Below are 20604 nucleotides of genomic sequence, written 5' to 3'. Positions count from 1 at the left end.
TCAGTGTCGGCCGGGAACCACAGGTTGCAGGGGAGCGGGTGGCGTTGGCACAGCCAGGCACAGCGGAAGCCGAACGGCTGACCAATCTGCACAAGCAGCTGATCGCCGATGAGTCGATCCAATTCGACCTGCCGGCCTATGTGCCGCCAAAGCCGCCCGAGTGGCTGAAGCCGCTGCAGGATTTTTTGTCGTGGCTCGGTCCATACATGATCTATCTGTTCTGGGGGGCGGTGATATCGGGCGTCGCAATCATCCTGCTTCTGGTCTTCCTCGAGGTGAAAGGCATCGCCTGGCGCCTGCCTTGGCAGCGCGCCCGGCCGGAGGCCGAAGCCGAAGAGACCTGGCGCCCAGACGCCGGCGCCGCGCAGGTCCTGCTGTCGGAAGCGGACGCGCTGGCTGCGCGCGGCGACTATGACGAGGCGGTTCACCTTTTGCTTCGGCGCAGCGTCGCCGATATTGCCGGACGGCTGCCGGATTTCCTGCGCCCGTCGCTGACCGCGCGCGACATCGCCGCCGCCCCTTCCCTGCCGGCAAGGGCACGCCATGCGTTTACCGAGATCGCCCGCATTGTCGAAGCGGCGCTGTTCGCGCGCCGGCCGGTCGGCGCGGAAGGCTGGCGGCAAGCACGCGGCGCCTATGAACGTTTCGCCTTCCGGGATGCCTGGACGTGAGCGCACCTGCGGTCGAGGCACAGGAGCCGTTCAATCGAAAGACACTGTTTTGGGGAATTTTCGCCAGCCTGCTTGCGGCAGCCGGTTTCTTCCTGCTGTCCACCTATGCCCCCGACTTCCGGCAGCCCGGCAATGGCGGCGCCACGCCGCTATCGAAAAGCGGCGTCGGCTACGCCGGTCTGGCGGAATGGCTGCGGCTTACCGGCGAGGCGCCCTTGATGGCACGGACCGAAGACGATCTTGCCAGAGATATACTGCTGATCGTCACCATCTCGCCCGACAGCGACCAAGAGGCGCTTGACCGCATTCTTGAGCTTCGCGATGACCGCGAGACTCTCTTCGTGCTGCCCAAATGGCAGACCTTGCCCCTCCAGCAGCACGAGGGATGGAAGATGAAAATCGAGCGTTTGCCCGACACCGTAGTCAACGGTTGGCTCGGCCGGATCGTCAAGGCCAAGCTCGGTGTCGGCAGGAGCACCGTCGAGCAACTCGAGATCCGGGGCCATCTCGTCGCCGCGCCGCAAGACATGCAATGGGTTGCCGACGATCACCCGATCATTGCGGCAGGCAGCGGCAAGGCCGTCCTCGTCGAATTCCAAGACAAACCCTTTTTCATCCTGACCGATCCCGACCTAATCAATAATTCCGCGCTTGGGGATGCCGAAAAGGCGGTCGCGGCGCGCGACCTGATCCAATGGCTGCGGCCTGGCAAGGGTCTGGTCATGTTCGATCTGACGCTGCACGGCGCGGGGCGAAAGTATGATCTGGCCAAGCTCCTGGTCGAGCCGCCGTTCCTGGCGTTGACACTGACGATCCTGGTCGCCGCGGCGCTGGCGTTCCTGCATGGCCTTGGCCGGTTCGGCCCGCCGCGCGCTGACCAGCGTGCGATTGCCTTCGGCAAGCGTGCGCTGGTCGATACGACGGCGATGCTCATGCGGCGTGCCGGCCGGCTGGACGAGTTGGGAGGCCGCTATGCGGCCTTGATGCGGGTGCGCGCCGGCGCGCTGCTCGGGGCACCGCAAGGGTTGCAAGGCAAAGCGCTCGACCGCTGGCTCGACTCTCGCGATAAGGAGGAAGTCGACGGATTCACGATGCGCTCGCAAGCCGCTGGCGAGGCAAAGAATTTGAACCAGATGCAACAGGCGGCAGAGCGGCTGCACGACTGGACGGCAAGGAGGCTCGGTGAACGTCGATGATGTGAAGGCCCTGGCGACACGGATCAGGGAAGAAGTGGCCAAGGCGATCACCGGGCAGCACGATACGGTCGACCTGATGCTGACCGCCTTGTTTGCTGGCGGGCATATCCTGCTCGAAGGTCCTCCCGGCACGGCCAAGACCATGACCGCACGCTGCTTCGCCCAGGCGCTTGGGATCGCCTACGGGCGCATCCAGTTCACGCCGGACCTGATGCCCGGCGATATCGTCGGGTCGAACATCTACAACTTCCAGACCGGGCAGTTCACGCTGACGCGCGGTCCGATCTTCTGCGATCTTCTGCTTGCCGACGAAATCAACCGCACGCCGCCCAAGACGCAAGCCGCATTGCTCGAGGCGATGCAGGAACATGCGGTCACCTTCGACGGCACCACGCATTCGCTCGGCCGCAATTTCATGGTCGTCGCGACCCAGAATCCGATCGAGCACCAAGGTGTCTATCCGCTGCCGGAGGCGCAGCTCGACCGCTTCCTGTTCAAGCACCGCGTCAGCTATCCCGGCCCCGAGGAAGAACGAGCCATTATCGTCCATCACGGCGGCGGCTCCGCCTCGCACGACATCGCGCAATATGGCATCAAGGCGCAGACGGACCGCGAGACGCTGCAGGAGGCACTCGCAACCGTCGGCTCCGTCACCCTCGTCGACGATGTCGTCGGCTATATAGCGGCGCTGGTTCGGGCTACGCGCGAAAATGCCGATCTGGAAGTCGGAGCCAGCCCGCGCGCGGGCGCCATGCTGGCGCGGGCGGCGCGTGCCCGGGCGGCGCTGGACGGACGCGCCTATGTGATCCCCGACGACGTCAAGGCGCTGGCAGTGCCGGCGCTGCGCCATCGCGTCATCCTTTCGCCTGCCGCCCAGATCGATGGCCGCCTGGTCGAGCAGATCGTCTCTGACCTGGTCGACCAGACGGAAGCACCACGTTGATCTATCCCAGCGGCCGAGCGGTATGGGCAGCAGCGGCCGGCGCGGTGCCGGCCTTCCTGGTCGCGCTGGCACTGCCGTCGTTCTGGTATCTGGGATTGCTGTGGAGTTGCCTGCTGCTTGCCTTCCTGGCGGTGGATGCCGCGGCCGGACACGGACGGGCATCGCTGAATGCCAGCATCGATGCGCCGCAGCAGGTCGGTGTCGGCGGGGAATTCGGCGTGCAAATCGCCGCCCGTCACTCGGGGTCGCGCGCCGCGGAGGCTCGCGTCGGACATGATGCGCGCCTGGCGCCGGTGAGCGGCAGCGGTGGGACTTTGCGGCCGACGGCCGGAGGCGGGTCGCTCGACCTTCGCTTCCAGGCGCTGCGGCGCGGCGTCGCCAGCTTCGACCGTCTATGGGTGCGCTGGCGCGGGCCGTTCGGGCTGGTCTGGAACCAGGTCGTGCTGCCAGTGGAAAGCAAGGTCGCGGTGCTGCCCGACGTCAGCAGCGCCCGCGGCGAGGCGATCACGCTGCTGCAACATGCGGCGCTTGCCGAAGGCCATGCGCAGCGCCGCGCCGGTCAAGGCCGCGAGTTCGACGCGCTCAAGGATTACCAGCCGGGCATGGGCCGGCGGATGATCGACTGGAAGCGCAGCGCCCGCCACGGCAAGCTCTTGGCGCGCGAGTTCCGCATCGAGGAGAACAACAACATCGTGCTGGCCATCGATAGCGGACGCCTGATGTGCGAGCCGGTCGACGGAGTGCCGAAGGTGGACCGGGCGGTGACGGCCGCCTTGCTGTCGGCATTCATCGCGCTGAAGGGCGGCGACATGGTCAGCCTGTTCGGCTTCGATGCAAGGCCGCGCGTTTCAAGCGGCGCGGTACGCGGCCCCGCCAGCTTTGCGATGATCCAGAAACGGGCCGCCGAGATCGACTATTCCAGCGAGGAGACCAATTTCACGCTGGCATTGACGACGCTGGCGGCGCGGCTCGACCGCCGCTCGCTGGTCATCATCTTCACCGATTTCGTCGATCCGATCAGTGCCGAATTGATGCTGCGCACCGTGGGCCGGCTCACCGAGCGGCATCTCGTGCTGTTCATGATGATGAAGGACACCGAACTGGAGGGCCTGGCCGACATGCCGCCACGCTCCGGCGAGGACGTTGCCCGCGCGGTCGTTGCCGGAGGGCTCTTGCGCGAAAGGCAGGTCGTCATCGGCCGGCTGCGGCTGCTCGGGGCGCATGTGATCGAAGCCGACCATACCCGGCTTGGTCCGGCGCTGGTCGAGCGTTATCTGCAGTTCAAGCAGGAGGATTTGCTGTGACGGCGCCAGTGCCCGGCAATGCTGTAGGCGGCGATGCGGTACGCCAGTCGCTGGCCAGCTTCCGCCGCGAGCGCGAGGCCGACTGGAAAGCATTCGAGGCGCTGCTCGCGCGTGTCGAGAAGCGTGCGCCGCGGACGCTTTCCGAAGAGGAGCTGCTGTCGCTGCCCCTGCTCTATCGATCGGCGCTGTCTTCTCTTTCGGTGGCGCGGGCGACATCGCTCGACAACGCGCTGGTCGCCTATCTCGAAGCGCTGTCGTTGCGCGGTTATTTCTATCTCTACGGCGCGCGGCGTGGGCTGCGGCAGCGCCTCGCCGATTTCTTCCTGCACGACTGGCCCGAAGCCATTCGCGACCTGTGGCGCGAGACATTGGTTTCGGTTGCGCTTATGGTGATCGGCATTGGTGCAGGCGCCTGGCTGGTGGCATCCGACAAGAGCTGGTTCGACGCGATCATCCCGCCCGGCCTGGCAGGAGGCCGCGGCCCCGACACCTCGGCCGAACTGCTGCGCAGCATGCTTTATGATGGCGACAATGGCTTTCTCTCAGGCTTTGCCGCCTATCTGTTCACGCACAACGTCCAGGTCGCAATCCTGGCCTTCGCCCTTGGCTTTGCCTTCGCCGTGCCGACGGTACTGCTGATGCTGTTCAACGGCTGCATGATCGGGGCGTTGTTCCAAGTCTATTGGTCCAAGGGGCTTGGCATGGAGCTTGGCGGCTGGCTGGCCATCCACGGCACCACCGAATTGCTCGCAATCTCTTTGGCCGGCGCGGCCGGTATGCGCATCGGCACCAGCATCGCCTTTCCCGGCGAATTGACGCGAATGGCGGCAGCGGCTCGCGCCGGACGCATCGCCGCGAACGCCATGGTCGGGGTCTCGGTCATGCTGCTGTTTGCCGGGCTGCTCGAGGGCATTGGCAGGCAGACCATCACCAGCGACGTCACGCGCTACGCCATTGGCGGTGGCATGCTGGTGCTGTGGATCGGTTATTTCTATATGTTCCGGGCGGTGCGGCATGGCGATCGTTAAACGCGCTGCCTTCGCGGCTATACGACCGCTGATCACGCCCGAAGGCGTCGATCTCCGGATAAAGTTGGCCGACGCCTGCACGCGGGCTGCCGCCTTCCTTCTCGACGTCGTGTTCATCGCCGTAGCTGCAATCGTGATCACGATCGTCGCGCTGTTCGGGGTGGGAGGCCTGGGCAGCGAGGGATTTCAGCCGCTCTTCGTCGTCTGGATCATCCTGATCTTCTTTCTTCGCAACGCCTACTTCACCGTCTTCGAAGCGGGCCGGCGTGCGTCTACGCCCGGCAAGCGGATCGTCGGCATCCGGGTCGCGTCGCGCAGCGGAGACGGCCTGTCGATCGACCAGGTGATAGCCCGCAACCTGATGCGCGAGATCGAGGTGTTCCTGCCGCTGTCGATCATCGCCGGACGCAGCGGGACCGACCTCGCCGACACGCTGACGACCCTGTTCGGACTGGTGTGGACGCTGCTGTTTGCCTTGTTCCCGCTGTTCAATCGAGACCGCATGCGGATCGGCGACCTGTTGGCGGGGACCTGGGTGGTCGAAGCGCCGAAGCGCGCCTTGCTTGAAGACCTGTCGGCACGGCAGGATCCGGCGGCCGGCGCGTTCCGGTTCAGCCACGCCCAGCTCGATGCCTACGGAATTGCCGAACTCCACAAGCTCGAGGAAGTGCTGCGCCGCGACGACTATTTCGCATTGCGGACGGTTGCCGAAACGATCGGACGCAAGATCGGCGCGGCACCACAAGCCCATGACGCACGCGCGTTCCTGACGGCGTATTATGGGGAGTTGCGGGCGCATCTCGAACGCAAGCTGCTGCTGGGCAACCGCAGGGCCGACAAACATGCGCGTTAGACCAGGAGTGGAAATGCACGAAAAGCGTGCGCAGCAGCCCATTGCCACCGAAGATTGACGCTTGACCGGTGCCATCTTCTCCCGCAAATTCAGTCTCGCGGGGTTGAAATGCCTTTCCCTCCGAGGGTGCTCGTGTTCCCTATCCTCTGGCAGTCGCAAGCGGATGTTGCGAGAAAACTCCTCGAGAGTTCCAGGTTCTACGGAAATCAAGCTGCAAGGAGACTTCCTTGGCCACTTTCGTCACTCAATCCACTTTCCAACGAGCTGGCAGCCAAATGGTGTGGTTTTGGAAGCTCGGAACAGGCGATGCCTACTGGGGGTACTCGGTACGTGCGGCAGTCGTCCTTCGCACGGCCACTTTGCGCTGGGAAAGCCTGTATACCTACATCGACGAGACAGGCCAGACCGAGGTAATACAGACGAACGTATCAGACGATATGCAAATAAGATTCGCGGCGATAAGTTCTCCCTGAGGAGCCAAGACATGCCAATAGCGCTTCACGCGGTATACGATTCCCGAGGCGTCATCATTGCTGCCTCACGAGTCGATTCCGACGATGACAAGTCGGCCCCGGCGCCAATCCCACAGCCCGGCGAGGGCAATTACTACGCGCTAATCCCGCTTGACGAAGCCCACGTCAAAATGCCGCTGGATCAGCTGTGCACAACGACTCGGGTCGACTTGCGACAGAAGCGGCTGATTGCCGAGGACCTTCACTCTCAAGCGTAAGTGTTCCTCGCCACCCTGCCCTACCCCACCCACTTCTCATAATCGGACACCAACAGGTGCAGCGGTGCTGTGTCCTCGTCGATGTCCGCGAAGCGGCCGATCGGCTCGCGGAAGACGTTGTCGGTGAGATCGTCGTTGACGGTCGAGACCTCGCCGATCAGCACGTCCTTGCCCTCGGCCCAGAAGGCGTGCCAGACACCCGGCAGCAAAGTGACGCTCTGGCCTGGGTCGAGCTTCAGGAGCCCACCCGCAGGTAGTCTGTGGATGGTTCCGTCGACAGGCACCGATACTTCGGCCTTCGGATCGATGCCGCCATCGCGATCATGCATGAACAGCTCCAGCACCAGTTTGCCGCCGCCACGGTTGATGATGTCCTCGGCCTTGATGTTGTGGCGGTGCATCGGCGAAAGCTGATCCTTGCGCGAGATCATGATCTTCTCGGCATAGAGCATGCCCATGCCCTTCTTCATGTCCTCGTAGCGGCCGTTGCGAACGGTGAACAGGAACAGGCCGAGGTCGTCGAACTTGCCCTGGCCGTAGTCGGTGATGTCCCAGCCAAGCCGAGAAGAGAAGATCGCCGCCGAATCCTGCCGGCGCGCCTTCATCTCTTCCGGGGTCCAGTAGGCGAAGGGCGGCATGATGTAGCCGAACGAGCGGATGAAAGCGTCGGCGTCGCGGATGATGTCGTTGATGGCGGAGCGTTTCATGATCGTGGTTCCTTCTTCAGGCGGCGCCTACAGCGCATAACCGAACACCGATCCGGTGTCGACGTAAACCGCATTCTGGCCTCATGACATCGGCGACGATCAGGGCCATAAGTCCCGACAAATTCCCAAAGGTGACATTCCATGCGCAGCATAGACGACCTCGATACGCCAGCGATCCTGATCGATGCCGACCGCGCCGAAGCCAATATCGCGCGGGCGCAGGCCCATGCCGACAGCCATGGGCTGAAGCTCCGGCCGCACATCAAGACCCACAAGCTGCCCTATTGGGCGAAGAAGCAGGTCGCGGCGGGCGCCATCGGCATCACCTGCCAGAAGATCGGCGAGGCCGAGGTCATGGCCGATGCCGGACTGACCGACATCTTTCTGCCCTACAATATCCTCGGGCGGGCCAAGCTGGGGCGCCTCAAGGCGCTGCACGGCCGCGTAACCCTGTCGGTGACGACCGACAGCATGGACACCCTGATGGGACTTGCCGCCACCTTTACCGATCCCGGCCACCGCCTGCCGGTGCTGGTCGAATGCGACACCGGCATGGGCCGCTGCGGTGTGCAGTCGGCCGGCGAAGCAGTCGCGCTGGCGAGCGAGATCGACAAGGTCCGGGGGCTCGTCTTCGGCGGCTTGATGACCTACCCGGGGGCGGGCCGCGCCGTTGAGACCGAGGCGTGGCTCGCCGATGCGCAGCAAGCGCTTGCCGCATCCGGCCTTGCCTGCGATCGTATCTCCAGCGGCGGCACGCCCGACATGTGGCGTTCCGGCGAGCATTCCGTCGTTACCGAATACCGCCCCGGCACCTACATCTATCTCGACCGCTACCAGGTCGCCAAAGGCGTCGGCAGCCTCGACGATTGCGCGCTGACGGTGCTGTCGACGGTGGTCAGCCGTCCAACGCCGACGCGCGCCATACTCGACGCCGGCAGCAAGGCCCTGTCTAGCGACACGATGGGGCTCGCCGATTTCGGCGAGCTGCTGGGCATTTCAGGCGCAAGAGTGACCAGCCTCAGCGAAGAGCACGGCAATGTCACGCTGTCAGGCGACGCCGAGCTTCGCATCGGCGAGCGCGTGCGGGTCGTGCCCGACCATTGCTGCGTCGTCACCAACCTGTTCGACGAGGTGCATCTGATCGAAGGCGAGACGGTGATCGAGACGCTGCCGCTCAAGGCGCGAGGACGTATGGCTTGATCCTGTCGGTTGGCTAACGCTCGGCTTGCCTCGCGGCAACCCGGCGCATCGAAATGACGCGGCGGCGCCGGATCTCGGTGCGCATTGCCGTCAGATGCAGCGCGAAGAACAGCACTGTGAAGCCGAGTGCCATCACCAGCAAGGGCCACAACAGGCTTGGATCGATGGTCGGCCCGCCGAGCCGGAACACCGACGCCGGCTGGTGCAGGGTGTTCCACCAGTCGACCGAAAATTTGATGATCGGGATGTTGATGAACCCGACCAGGGTGATGATGGCGGCGGCCCAGGCGGCGCGCCCGGCATCGTCGAGCGCGCGGGTCAGGGCGATGATGCCGAGATACATCAGGAACAGGATGAAGACCGAGGTCAGCCGAGCGTCCCACACCCACCAGGTGCCCCACATCGGCTTGCCCCAGATCGAACCGGTGATCAGCGCAAGGGCGGTGAAGACGGCACCGATGGGCGCCGCCGATTTCAGCGCCACGTCGGCCAGCGGATGGCGCCAGACCAGCGTGCCCAGCGCCGAGACCGCCATCAGCGTGTAGCACATCATGGCAAGCCAGGCGAAAGGCACGTGGATATACATGATGCGCACGGTGATGCCCTGCTGGAAGTCCTCAGGCGCCGTGAAGCTCATATAGAGACCCACAGCGAGGACGATGGCGGCGACGCTCGCCAGCCAAGGCACGACCTTGTCGGCCAGCCCGACGAACCGCGTCGGGTTGGCAAGGTCCATCCAGCCGGAGAGGCGTGAAGTCGTGTCGCTCATGCGGCTTTACATAGACCCCCGGCGGAGTTGCGGCAACCACAGGCGGCGTACGGGGTCTCCCGTTCTCCCCGTGAACGGCGGGGCAATCGCATTTGGATTCTTGCGAAGATGGACCCCCACCCTAACCCTCCCCACAAGGGGGAGGGAACGCTGCCGCCCGCCTTTACTTCCGCTTTGGCGCCGAAAGGCAGGCAATTTGCAAAGGTCAGCGCCAACGGAAGTCTCCCTCCCCCTTGTGGGGAGGGGTTAGGGGTGGGGGTCCATCGTAGAGCGAAAGCCGCGGCTTTCCACCTGCGATAGCCCGCCTTCCCACTGTGTTCCCACAAGGGGAGAAGGGAGAGCACTCAGGCGGCTTCGTTCACCGGACGGCTAAGGCGGCGGACCTCCTCGTCGTTGAGCAGGCCGCCGGCGCGCAGCAGGCTGGCGAAGCGGCCGTTGCGCAGCGACAGTTCGGTGAACCCACCCATCTCGACCACCCGGCCCTTGTCCATGAACACGACCAGATCGGCATCGCGAACGGTGGTCAGGCGGTGGGCGATGATGAAGGTGGTGCGGCCGCGCCGCAACTCGTCGATGGCGTCCTTGACGCGGTCTTCCGTCTCGACGTCGAGCGCGCTGGTCGCCTCGTCGAGAACCAGGATGGGCGCGTCCTTCAGCACGGCGCGGGCGATCGCGATGCGCTGGCGCTCGCCACCGGACAGCTGTCCGCCGCGTTCGCCGACGACCGTGTCGTAGCCCTCGCACTTCGACAGGATGAAATCCTGCGCGGCGGCGGCGTTGGCCGCCGCATGGACCTCGTCATAGGTCGCCTCCGCACGCCCGACGCGGATGTTGTCCTCGATCGAGCGGTTGAGCAGGCCGGCATCCTGGAACACGGTGGCGATCGAATGGCGCAGCGATTTGCGGGTCACCGTGCGGGTGTCGATGCCGTCGATCAGGATACGGCCGCTGGACGGGGTGAAGACGCGCTGCAAAAGGTTGATGAGCGTGGTCTTGCCGGCGCCCGTCGGGCCGACGATGGCGACGGTCTGGCCGGCCTGGACCTCGAACGACGCGTCGTCGACGCCCTGCCCGGAGTTGCCGAACTCGAAGCAGACATTCTCGAAACGCACGTGACCGGTGACGTTGACGAGCTCGCGCAGCCCGTCGGGCTCGGCGGCATCGGAAGCGGAGTCCTCGAGATAGTAGAATTCCTCGAGCTTGGCGCGTGCCTCGGAAATCTGGTTGGCGAAAGCCGACATCTGGTCGAGCCGGGCAATCAGCAGCGTGGCAAAGCCGGTAAAGGCGATGACGTCGCCGATGCGCAACTGGCCGTGTGTCACCAGATAGGCGCCAATCAAGAGCACCACCATCATCGAAATCGTCGACGACAGGCGATGCAGCGCGTTGGCCATCGCCCACCAGTCGAGCACCGGATTCTGTGCGTCGAGCAGGTTCTTGACGTAGCGCTTCAGCGCCTCGGTCTCATGGCCGATGCGGTTGTAGCTCTGCAGGACGGCGACGTTGCTGACCGAGTCGGTCACATGCGCAAACACCTTGTGGTAGTGCCGCTCCACGGCCGCCTGGCCTTCCTTGGTGCGCCGCATCACCAGCCGTCCGATGCCGACATAGAGCGCGCCAAGCGCCAGCAGCACCATCGACATGCGGATATCCATGCTGAGCGCTGTGGGCACCAGCAGAACCAGCGCAACCGCGGTCGACAGATGCTGCCGCATGAATTCCAGCCAGAGGCTGAACAAGGTCTCGACGGCACGCAGGAGCGTGTGCAGGGAATTGGAGGTGCCGCGCTGATGATGCCAGGCAAGCGGCATGGTGATCACGCGCTCGAACGATTGGCAAAGAACCTCGCTGCGCCGCTGGTGGGCAAAGCGATCGGCGCCGCGCGCTACCAGAACGAAGGCGATGATGTTGAAGGCGCCGAGGCCGGCCCACATTGCGAGCGTCGAGAATACCGAGCCGCGGTCCGAAATGGCATCGATCACCCGGCCGAACATGATCGGCTCGAGGATGGCGATAATGGCAAGCGCGACATTCGCCCCGCAGATAAACGCAACGCGTTTCCTGTCGGCAGCTAGATAACCGAGCGCTCGCCAGTAGATTTGCAGAAGTGACACTTCAGCTACTCCGCCAATTATTTATGGTGCAGTGCGTCATTTTTTGACTCGTATCGGTTGACGCGTCGCAAAACAATGCTCGTCTACCTCTTCCGTTCCCATTCCGCGAACAAAAGATGACGACGCTTCGAAATTTGCCGTGATCGTCTAACAGTTTGAGATAAAAGGTGAAATGTCAGCGTTGCGGCAAAATCATGGCAGCTGGAAAGCACTGCCACAATTTTAATCAGCAAGACCCCGGGCACGACGTCTAAAGTCGTGTGCAGGCATTCAGCAAGGTCAAACGCAAATATAACCGGTAGAGGCACTTGGAGCGCCCGCGCGTGCCCTGGGGAACCCTGAGCGACGCTCCAAGTCTTTGAATCTAGGTCGGTATTCTAACGACCACCTCGGCATTGTTTCCGGCTTTTGGCTCGAAGGACGAAGATTTGGTCTTCGTGCCATTCACTTCAAGTGAGATGGCCCGGGCCTTTTTGTCGCGGACGACGCGTACCTTGATCTCGGCGCCCAGCATCTTCAGGGTTGCCGAATAGCCGTCCCAATGGCTGGGAAGTCGCGGCGTGAATTGGATGCGCTGTCCGCGGCGCTCTATGCCGAGAATGCTCTCGACCGCAGCGCGATAAAGCCAGCCCGCCGACCCGGTATACCAGGTCCAGCCGCCTCGGCCGCCCTTGTCTTGCCCGGAATAAACATCGGCCGCGACGACGTAAGGTTCCACCCGGTAGCGCTCTGCCGCGGCTTCATCGAGAGCATGGTTGACCGGATTTAGCATCGAAAGGCAACGGTAGGCATCGTCGGTGCGACCCATCTCGGCGAGCGCAATAACGAACCATGTCGCGGCGTGCGTGTATTGGCCGCCGTTTTCACGGACCCCCGGCGGATAGCTCTTGATGTAGCCCGGGTCCCTTTCCGTCTTCGAGAAGGGCGGGGTGAACAGTTTGACGATGTTGAGCTCGTCGTCGACGAGCGCTTTCATCGCCTGCCCCATTGCCGTGGTCGACCGCGCCGGGTCGCCCTCGCCCGAAAGCACGCTCCAGGACTGGGCGATCGAGTCGATCTTGCACTCGTCCGATTTGCGCGAGCCGAGCGGCGTGCCGTCGTCGAAGCTGCCGCGCCGATACCACTCGCCATCCCAGGCAGTGCTTTCCAGCGCCCGCTTCAGCACCTCGGCGTGCTTCGTCCAGGCTTGCACGCGCTTGGCATCGCGCTCCGCCTTGGCGACAGCGGCAAAGTCGCCCAGCGTCTTCAGCAGGAACCAGCCCAGCCATACGCTCTCGCCCTTGCCGTGCTCGCCTACGCGGTTCATTCCGTCGTTCCAGTCGCCGCCGAGGATCAGCGGCAGCCCGGCCGGGCTGCTGCGCTTGACGGCAAGATCGAGCGCCCGCGCGCAATGGTCATAGAGCGAGGCTGTCTTCTTCGAGATTTCCGGGATGAAGAAAGCATCGTGCTCGCCTTCGCCCAGCGGCTGCCCTTCGATGAAGGGCAGTTGCTCCTTCAGGATCGCGGTGTCGCCGGTCACCAGCAGGTAGCGGGCCGTGGCGTGGGCCAGCCAGACCACGTCGTCCGAGATCATGGTGCGGACGCCGGCCTCGGTGCGCGGCAGCCACCAATGCTGCACGTCGCCTTCGGGGAATTGCCGCCGCGCCGCGTTGAGGATCTGATCACGCGCCAGCCTGGGGTCATGCGCCAGCAAGGCCAAGGTGTCCTGCAACTGATCGCGGAAGCCGAAGGCACCGCTCGCCTGATAGAACGCAGAGCGGGCACGGATGCGGCAGGCCAGGCTCTGGTAGGGCAGCCAGTGATTGACCATGGCGTCGAGTGCCTTGTCCGGCGTCTCGACCTGGATGGTGTCGAGAAAGCCGCGCCATGTGCGCTGGTTGTCGGCCAGCCGCTGATCGAAATCCCTGGAGCGATGGGTCTGCACCAGCGCGCTGGCCTCCTCGGGCGAGGCCGCGTCGCCGAGCAGCCAGAGCAGCGTGACGTCGCCACCGGCAGCGATGTCGATGTCGCGTGCGATGGCGGCGCAGGGATCGTCGCCGGCCTCGACACGGCCCGACAGGCCGGCGCCGCTCAGCACGGCATGCGGAAACTCGCTCGTGCCTTGCCTGCCGATGAACTCGCCGCGGTCGGCGGTGACCGAATGCACCGGACCGTCGGCGGCCAGAAAGGCGATCCGCTCGCCGAAATCGAGCCCATAGGGATTTTGCGCCAGCAAAGCGCCGGTCGCGGCATCCCTCGACGGAACGATGCTTGCAGCGGTGCGCGAGCGATGGCCGCCAAGAACCCATTCCGCATAGGCGTAGACGCGCAGCCGCATCGGCACCGAACCCGAATTCTGGATGCGCAGCCGCGATATCTTCACCGGATCGACGGGATCGACGACATGGGTCAGGTCCATCGACAGCGGCCCGCGCTTTGAGCGGAATGTCGAAAAACCCTGCCCGTGCCAGGTTTCGTAGGTCATTGTCGGATCACGCACCACGGCAGCCATTGGCGAGAACGCCCTGCCACTGGCCTGATCGTAGATATAGATGCCCTCGCCCGGGCGGTTGGTGACCGGATCGTTCGACCATGGCGTCAGTTGATAGTCGCGGCTGTTGCGGCTCCAGGTGAAGGCAGCGCCTTCAGCCGATATGTGGAAACCGAACGATGGGTTGGAGATGACATTGATCCACGGCTGCGGCGTCGTGCGCCGGCCGGCAAGACGCACGACGTAGTGGCGTCCGTCGCTGTCGAAGCCGCCGAAACCGTTCCATTGGTCGAGCCCGCTGCCGTCGACGCGGCCCTCGATCAGTGCCTGGGCGGCAGATGCGTGCGACGTCGGCACCGGCAAGGACGGCTCGCGAAGGGCTGCAAGGTCTGCCGGCTGGAGGGCGGCGTCTCGCGCCTGCAGTGCCGCGGTCTCGGCACGCTCGATCTGGTCGAAGATGGTGCCGTTGCGCGTATGCAGCACCACCCGAGCGACGGCGAGCAAGGTCCTGTAGGTCGTTTCCTCCATCAGGTCACGGCGCACCGCGAAGATGTGCTGGCGGGGTCCGAGCTCCTTGCCGCGCAACCGGCTGTTTTCGCACAGCGTCTCCACCGCGCGCTGCAGGTCCTGCACGTAGGATGACGCCTGCTCGTTGACGACGACAAAATCGATCATCATGCCGCGGGCACGCATGTATTCCTGGAAGCGAAGCGCCTGGGCGACGATCTCCAGATCGGCGACATCGGCGATCCTGACCAGGAAAATCGGAAAATCGCCGGATATGCTGGTCGGCCACAGGCTGGACTGCCTGCCGAGCCCGGAGACGATGGATTCGCCCGGAAGGCGCAGGAACGGATCGGGATAGATCAGATAGCGCGCCAGCTTCTGCACATTGGCGGCGTCGGACAGGCTGAGGCCAAGGTGTCGGGTCTGCACCTGCGAGCGCGTCCAGGCGAGCATCGCCTGGCGGGCGAAGCTTTCGGGATGGTCGAGCCGTGCGATGGCGGCATCCAATTCGGCGCGATGGGTACCGACGACGGTCCAGAAGGTCAACGAAATCTTCTTGTTGGCCGGCACACGCACCTGCCGGCGAAGCGATGCGATCGGATCCAGGGTGAAGCCGGAATGGCCGCCAAGCTTGGCGCCGGGATCAAAGGCAGCCGCCTCGGTGATGGTGCGGCCGCGGCCGATGAAGGCGCGCCTGTCGGTTTCCGCCTCGGCGTCTCGCGCCGATCCAGACGGGTCGGTGACGAAATGCACCATGGTGACGTCGGGTTCGTCCTTTTCGCGCTTGCGCCTGGTGGCGAAGATCGCGCCGTTGTTCGGCGCGATCTCGGTTTCCACGAACATCTTCGAAAAAGCCGGATGGGCATTATCCGAGGGCTCGGAGCCCAGCACCAGTTCGGCAAACGAGGTTACTTCGATATGCCGGTCGGCGGGGCCATCATTGTGGAGCGTCACCCGTCGGCCCTCACCATTGCCTTCCGAGATGACGATACACTCGACTTCCGAACGCAGCGATCCGATCGATTTGACGAAGCTCGCCTTGTCGTCGGAAAACAGCGTCTGCGCACGCTCGCCAGCGGCGCGCTTCGGCTCGGCGGTGGCCGACCACCAATCGCCGTTGCTGGCGTCGCGCAGGAAAATATAGGAACCAAGGCGGTCCTCGGTCGGATCCGGCTGCCAGCGCGTGACGGCAAGTTCGCCCAAGCGGCTGTAGCCGGACCCGGTGGCGGTGACCATGACCGAGTAGCGGCCATTGGACATGACACTGGTCGAGCGCAGCGCCCTGAGCGGATCGAGCACGATGCGCGTATCCGGGCTTTCCAGCTCGGTCTCGTCCTTCGAGCGCTCGTCGGCCTCGGTCCTGACGGTCGCGGTCGGGATGTCGCGCGGCGCCCTTTCCTGCAGCAGCAATTCGGCCGACTCGATCACCGGATCGCTGTGGAAGCGGTCGCGCAGGCGCCCTTCGAAGATCGCATCGGCAACTGCGGCAATCGACATGCCGGAGTGGTGGGCCATGTAATTGAGCACGACGGCGTGGTCGGTGCCCTCGGGGACGCGTTGCGGCGTGAAATCCACCGCGTCGTAAAAACCGTGCCGGCCCAGTGCGCCCAGCCGCCTCAGCCTGGCCAGGTTCTGGACGGATTCATGCGGCGTGAACTGCGCTGCCAGGACGGTCGCGTAAGGCGCGATCACCGTGTTTTGGCCAAGGCCGCGCTTCAGGCCGAGCCCGGGCACGCCGAAATTGGTGTACTGATAGGTCAGCTCGCGGTCGCGGGCGTTGTAGGCCGCTTCCGAAATCCCCCAGGGAACGTTCTTCGAACGGCCATACTGGATCTGGCGCTTGATGATGAGCTTGCTGGTCTGGTTGAGAATGCTGCCTTGCGGCTCCTTCATCACCAGTGGCGGCATCAGATATTCGAACATCGAGCCGGACCAGGACATCAGTGCGCCCTGGAAGCCGATCTCGACGATCGGCCGGCCGAGCCGGAACCAGTGCTCGGTCGGCAAATCGCCCTTGGCGATGGCGAACAGGCTGGTCAGCCGCGCCTCGGAGGCCAAAAGGTCGTAGCAGCTTTCGTCGAGCTGATGCTCCTCGACCCGGTAACCGATCGACAGGAGCTTGCGTTCGGGCCGCATCAGGAACGAGAAATCCATCTCGAAGGCGAAACGGCGCGTGCGCTCGCGCAAGGTCAGAAGCTTGGCCCGCAATGCCGCGACGGCGTTTTCGTCGCTGTGCGCGTCGTGCACATGCGCCTCGCAGGTGGCTTCGAGCCTGGCCGCCCAATCGGCGATGGTGTCGCTCTGGGTCGATGCGGCTTCGGTGTGGATGGCTGTCGCGAGCTTGCGTATCTCGCCGGCCAGGACGGCCAGGTTGATGGTGCGGATCGACGCCATCTCCGGCTGCGCCTTGATCAATTCGACCGCCCTACGCATGCCGTCGAGACGGTCGGCGAGCCGCTGGCGCAAGGGCCGCAATTGACGCCGGTCGTCGGGCAGTTCCTCAAGGCTCTCGTCGAGGATGGTGACGGTGTCGAGGATGCCTTCGAAGTCGCCCTGCACATGCACCGACGGCGCTTCGGCCCATTCGGCGCAGGCAGCGGCCACGGCCACCAGATGGCCGGCGAGATTGCCGCTGTCGACGGCCGAAATGTAAAGCGGGTAGAGCGGCTTCAGGGTCGTCGTGTCATACCAGTTGAAGAGATGGCCGCGGTCGCGCGGCATGCTCTCGATGGTCGACATGGTCGCGTCGATGCGGTTGACGGCGTCGGAGAGGCTGATCCAGCCGAAATCGCGCGCCGAAATCACCGACAGCAGGTAGACGCCGATATTGGTCGGCGAGGTGCGGGGCGCCACAACGGGGGCCGGGCTTTCCTGGAAATTATCCGGCGGCAGATGGTGATGCTCGGCCGTCACGAAGGTCTCGAAATAGTGCCATGTACGCCGCGCCACGGTGCGCAGCGCGTGGATGTCGGCGGCCGATATGCGCAGGCGGTCCTCGGTTTCGGCCGAACGGCTGATCCAGCAGGCGATCGCGGGCGAGCCGATCCAGAACAAGGCAAAGAAGAAGGCGACAAAGGCGCCGGTGGAATCGGCCAGCACCGGGACGGCGAGGCCGACGACGCCGATGATCACCGCGCCGTACATGATGCTGTAATAGGAGCCGAGATCGTTGTCGCCGCCCTTGTGTGCCTGCGAGGCGGTGCGCCATTCGAGCAGGTTCTGGCGGCTGACGAACAGGCGGTAGAGCGTTCGGATGATTGCGTCGCCCATCATCCAGGCTAGGTGCGCCATCAGCACGATCTTCAGCGCTACCAGGGCGGTACCGAATGCAACGTCGCGTGCCAGCGCCGAGAAATGGCCGCGCGGCGTCTGATCGCCGCTCTTCGGCAGGATGGCGTTGACGATGTCGAAAGTGGGCGCCATGAACAGCGTAAGGATCAGCAGCGCCTGCCATTGCGCGGCCTGCGTGAAGGGCAGCAGCGTCCAGCCGGCGATCGCGGCCATCACCCAGAAGATCGGCGTCACCGAGCGGCGCAGATTGTCCACCATCTTCCAGCGCGACAGCGCCGGCACGTTTGAGCGCGGGCCGAGGATGAAGCCCAGAAGCTGCCAGTCGCCGCGTGCCCAGCGATGGTGGCGCGACGCATCGACCGAATAGCGGGTCGGATAGTCCTCGACCAGTTCGACGTCGGTGACCAAGGCCGATCGCGCCAGCGCGCCTTCAAGCAGATCATGGCTGAGGATGGTGTTTTCCTCGATGCGGCCCTTCAGCGCCGCCTCGAAGGCGTCGACATGGTAGAGACCCTTGCCGGTGAAGGAACCGTCGCCGAAGATGTCCTGGTAGAGGTCCGACACGGCAAAGACATACGGGTCGAGCCCGCGATTGGCGGAAAAGACACGCTGAAAGAACGACGCCTCGTCGCCGCTGGTCAGCGACGCAGTGATGCGCGGCTGCAGGATGGAATTGCCTGCGATGACCTCGCGCCGGGCCACGTCGAAATGCGGACGGTTGAGCGGGTGGCAAAGCTTGCCGGCCAGCGCGGCGACGGCGTCGCGGGTGGTGCGGGTGTCGGCGTCCAGCGTCATCACGTGGACGACGCTCTCCGGCAATGGCACTTCCAACGGCAGGAAGGTGGTGTCGCTGTCGCCGCGCAGCAGGAGGTTCAATTCGTGCAGCTTGCCGCGCTTGCGCTCCCAGCCCATCCAGACGCCTTGCGACGCGTTGTAGAGCCGGCGCCGATGCAGCAGATAAAAGCGCGGCGCGCCTTCCGAGGGATAGCGGGCATTCAGCCTGGCGATTTCGGCACGTGCGAATTCGAGGATTTCGACATCCGCCGTATCGATCTCGGTCTTCGAGTCAGGCCAGTCGGAAAGCAGCGCGAAATAGACCTCACCCGCCGTGTTGGCGAGGTGATGCACCTCGATGTTGCGGATGTTCTCCTCGACATCGTCGCGCGAGCCGATCAGCGACGGCACCACGACCAGTGTGCGTGCCTCGGCCGGCACACCGTGCCTGAAATCATAGCCGATGAGACGTGTCGGCTTCAAAAACAGCGAGACGACGGTGTTGAAGAATGCGAGCGCGCCTTCGCTGGCCGGCACTGCGAACAGGGCCAGCATCAGGACGATCGACGGCACCGACAGGCCGAGATTGACAAGCGCATTGCCGGAAACGACCAGAAGCAGGACCGTCAGCGCAAAGACCGGCACGACGATGCCCAGCCATCCGGTCTTGCGGAATGTCCGGCTGATCGTCTTGCCGATGGTCGGCCGATAGCCGATCGACCGCTCGAGCTCCATCCGGCGCGGGCCGACGAGAAAGAAGCCGACGTCGGTGTGAGCGATCGGGCCGGTTTCGGAGCCCGGTGCATCGGCAGCATGGCCGGCGAGTTCGATCGCCCTTTCGGCAACGCGAAATTCGGAGAGATCGGAACGGCGTGCCAGCTCCTCGATCGCAGTCCGGTATTGGTCGCGCGAAAAGAAATCGAGCGCGGCGAAATCGGTGCGTTCGCGCAGCAAGGTGTCGATGCGGCTGACGCCCTCGAACCACACCGTCCAGTCGATGTCGTTGATGAGGCGCAGGCCGCGGATGATGTTGCCGGTGGTCACGTTGCCGCTGGACAGCGTGTGGTGCTCGCTGAGGATGATTTCCTCGGCGTCGGAGCCGGTCCTTTCCAGCTCGCCCTCCAGCCATTCCAGCGCCCTGCCGGCATTTTGCGAGCCGTCACGCAGCCGGTAGAGCAACTGGGTGGCGAAGGTGGTGTCCTGCGCATGGGCGCTGTAATGGGAAAGTATCGCCTGCCGGTCGGCGCTGTCGTCCGTCGCCAGCACACGGTCGGCGACCTCGTTGGCGATCTGGCGCAGTTCCCGCGTGCGATTGACGCGGACCGCGATGCGGCGAAGGTTCTCGATCAGGACGAAGCGCAGCAGCGACGGCAGCGCCCACAATTCGCCGATCTTCAGCGGCTCGACGGACTGGAAGCCTTCGACGATCGCCTTGAACATGGCCGACGAGACGGAACTGTCGGAATGCGCGACATAGGTCCATGCGACCGCCAGCGCGCGCGGCACGCTGGATCCGTCGGACAGTTTCAGCGTCGGCAACTGGCGATAGAAGCGGCGCGGCAGGTCGCGCTTGACCTGAAAAATGGTCTCCTCGACCAGGTAGTTGTTGTCGAGCAGCCACTGCGCCGCGGGCGTGATCGTTTCGCCCCTCGCCTGGGCAGCGTTGGTGGAACGGTAGACATCGAGAATCTTCCTGGCGCTGTCGCGGATGCGCGCCTGAAAATCGAAAGGCGTCAGACCGAACAAATCCTTGGCATCGCCATTGGCAAGGGCTGCGCCCAACGCTCGCAGCCGATCTTCCGGCAGGAAATGGGAGCGTATCGGCTCGTCGGTGACAGCCGGGAAGCTGGCGCTCGTCTTTTCGATCTGTGCGAGATTGGTCTGGATATTCATCTAAGGTTCCGTGTTGGGGACGCAGTGCGGCGTCACCGCCACGGCAATGTCCCTAAAACCGGTCCAAATGCAATTGGTTGCATCGCAACACTTGGCCGAATGTTTGTTTCCGCACCACGACAAGGTGTCGTCTTTCGACAACGTCCAGGCGAGC

At 64.2% G+C, this 20604-nt stretch carries 11 protein-coding genes; 7 read left to right on the top strand and 4 right to left on the bottom strand.

The features are described from left to right. Positions 1–38: 38 nt before the first annotated feature. From NKH70_RS07245 to NKH70_RS07220, 6 genes are read left to right on the top strand one after another with little or no spacing between them, the layout of a single operon-like run. Positions 39–671, top strand: coding sequence for a DUF4129 domain-containing protein (locus NKH70_RS07245; protein WP_352911012.1), 633 nt, complete (start codon positions 39–41; stop codon positions 669–671). After that, positions 668–1867, top strand: a complete 1200-nt coding sequence (locus NKH70_RS07240; protein WP_352911014.1) for a DUF4350 domain-containing protein — start codon at positions 668–670, stop codon at positions 1865–1867. The genes NKH70_RS07245 and NKH70_RS07240 overlap by 4 nt, the downstream gene beginning before the upstream one ends. Continuing rightward, complete coding sequence (locus tag NKH70_RS07235; RefSeq protein ID WP_352911017.1) at positions 1854–2810, top strand: AAA family ATPase; 957 nt, start codon at positions 1854–1856, stop codon at positions 2808–2810. Before NKH70_RS07240 ends, NKH70_RS07235 begins: the two co-directional genes overlap by 14 nt. After that, positions 2807–4114, top strand: a complete 1308-nt coding sequence (locus NKH70_RS07230; protein ID WP_352911019.1) for a DUF58 domain-containing protein — start codon at positions 2807–2809, stop codon at positions 4112–4114. The genes NKH70_RS07235 and NKH70_RS07230 overlap by 4 nt, the downstream gene beginning before the upstream one ends. After that, entirely contained in the window at positions 4111–5142 is a 1032-nt protein-coding gene (locus NKH70_RS07225; RefSeq protein ID WP_352911021.1) for a stage II sporulation protein M, read from the top strand. The genes NKH70_RS07230 and NKH70_RS07225 overlap by 4 nt, the downstream gene beginning before the upstream one ends. Continuing rightward, a complete protein-coding gene (locus tag NKH70_RS07220; protein ID WP_353025016.1) occupies positions 5129–5995 on the top strand; it encodes an RDD family protein in 867 nt (288 codons plus the stop codon). The genes NKH70_RS07225 and NKH70_RS07220 overlap by 14 nt, the downstream gene beginning before the upstream one ends. A gap of 750 nt (positions 5996–6745) precedes the next feature. On the opposite strand, the gene NKH70_RS07215 is transcribed toward NKH70_RS07220, so the two are convergent. Then, a complete protein-coding gene (locus NKH70_RS07215) occupies positions 6746–7432 on the bottom strand; it encodes a D-lyxose/D-mannose family sugar isomerase (protein WP_352714925.1) in 687 nt (228 codons plus the stop codon). Positions 7433–7573: 141 nt separating this feature from the next. On the opposite strand from NKH70_RS07215, the gene NKH70_RS07210 reads away from it, so the two are divergent. Then, the gene (locus NKH70_RS07210) at positions 7574–8632 is read left to right on the top strand and encodes a D-TA family PLP-dependent enzyme (RefSeq protein WP_353025014.1); all 1059 of its coding nucleotides are present in this window, start codon (positions 7574–7576) and stop codon (positions 8630–8632) included. A gap of 13 nt (positions 8633–8645) precedes the next feature. Here NKH70_RS07210 and NKH70_RS07205 read toward each other — a convergent pair whose 3' ends face one another. From NKH70_RS07205 to NKH70_RS07195, 3 genes are all read right to left on the bottom strand, one after another. Further along, positions 8646–9401, bottom strand: coding sequence for a heme ABC transporter permease (locus NKH70_RS07205; RefSeq protein WP_352911025.1), 756 nt, complete (start codon positions 9399–9401; stop codon positions 8646–8648). A gap of 344 nt (positions 9402–9745) precedes the next feature. Beyond that, complete coding sequence (locus tag NKH70_RS07200) at positions 9746–11515, bottom strand: glucan ABC transporter ATP-binding protein/ permease (protein ID WP_352911028.1); 1770 nt, start codon at positions 11513–11515, stop codon at positions 9746–9748. 364 nt (positions 11516–11879) lie between these two features. After that, positions 11880–20450: a glycoside hydrolase family 94 protein gene (locus NKH70_RS07195; RefSeq protein ID WP_352911030.1), complete on the bottom strand. Its 8571-nt coding sequence runs from the start codon at positions 20448–20450 to the stop codon at positions 11880–11882. Between the last annotated feature and the right edge of the window lie 154 nt (positions 20451–20604).

The organism is Mesorhizobium sp. M0991, from assembly GCF_040318915.1.
Taxonomy (GTDB): Bacteria; Pseudomonadota; Alphaproteobacteria; order Rhizobiales; family Rhizobiaceae; genus Mesorhizobium.
This window is presented reverse-complemented; position numbering and strand designations above follow the sequence as displayed.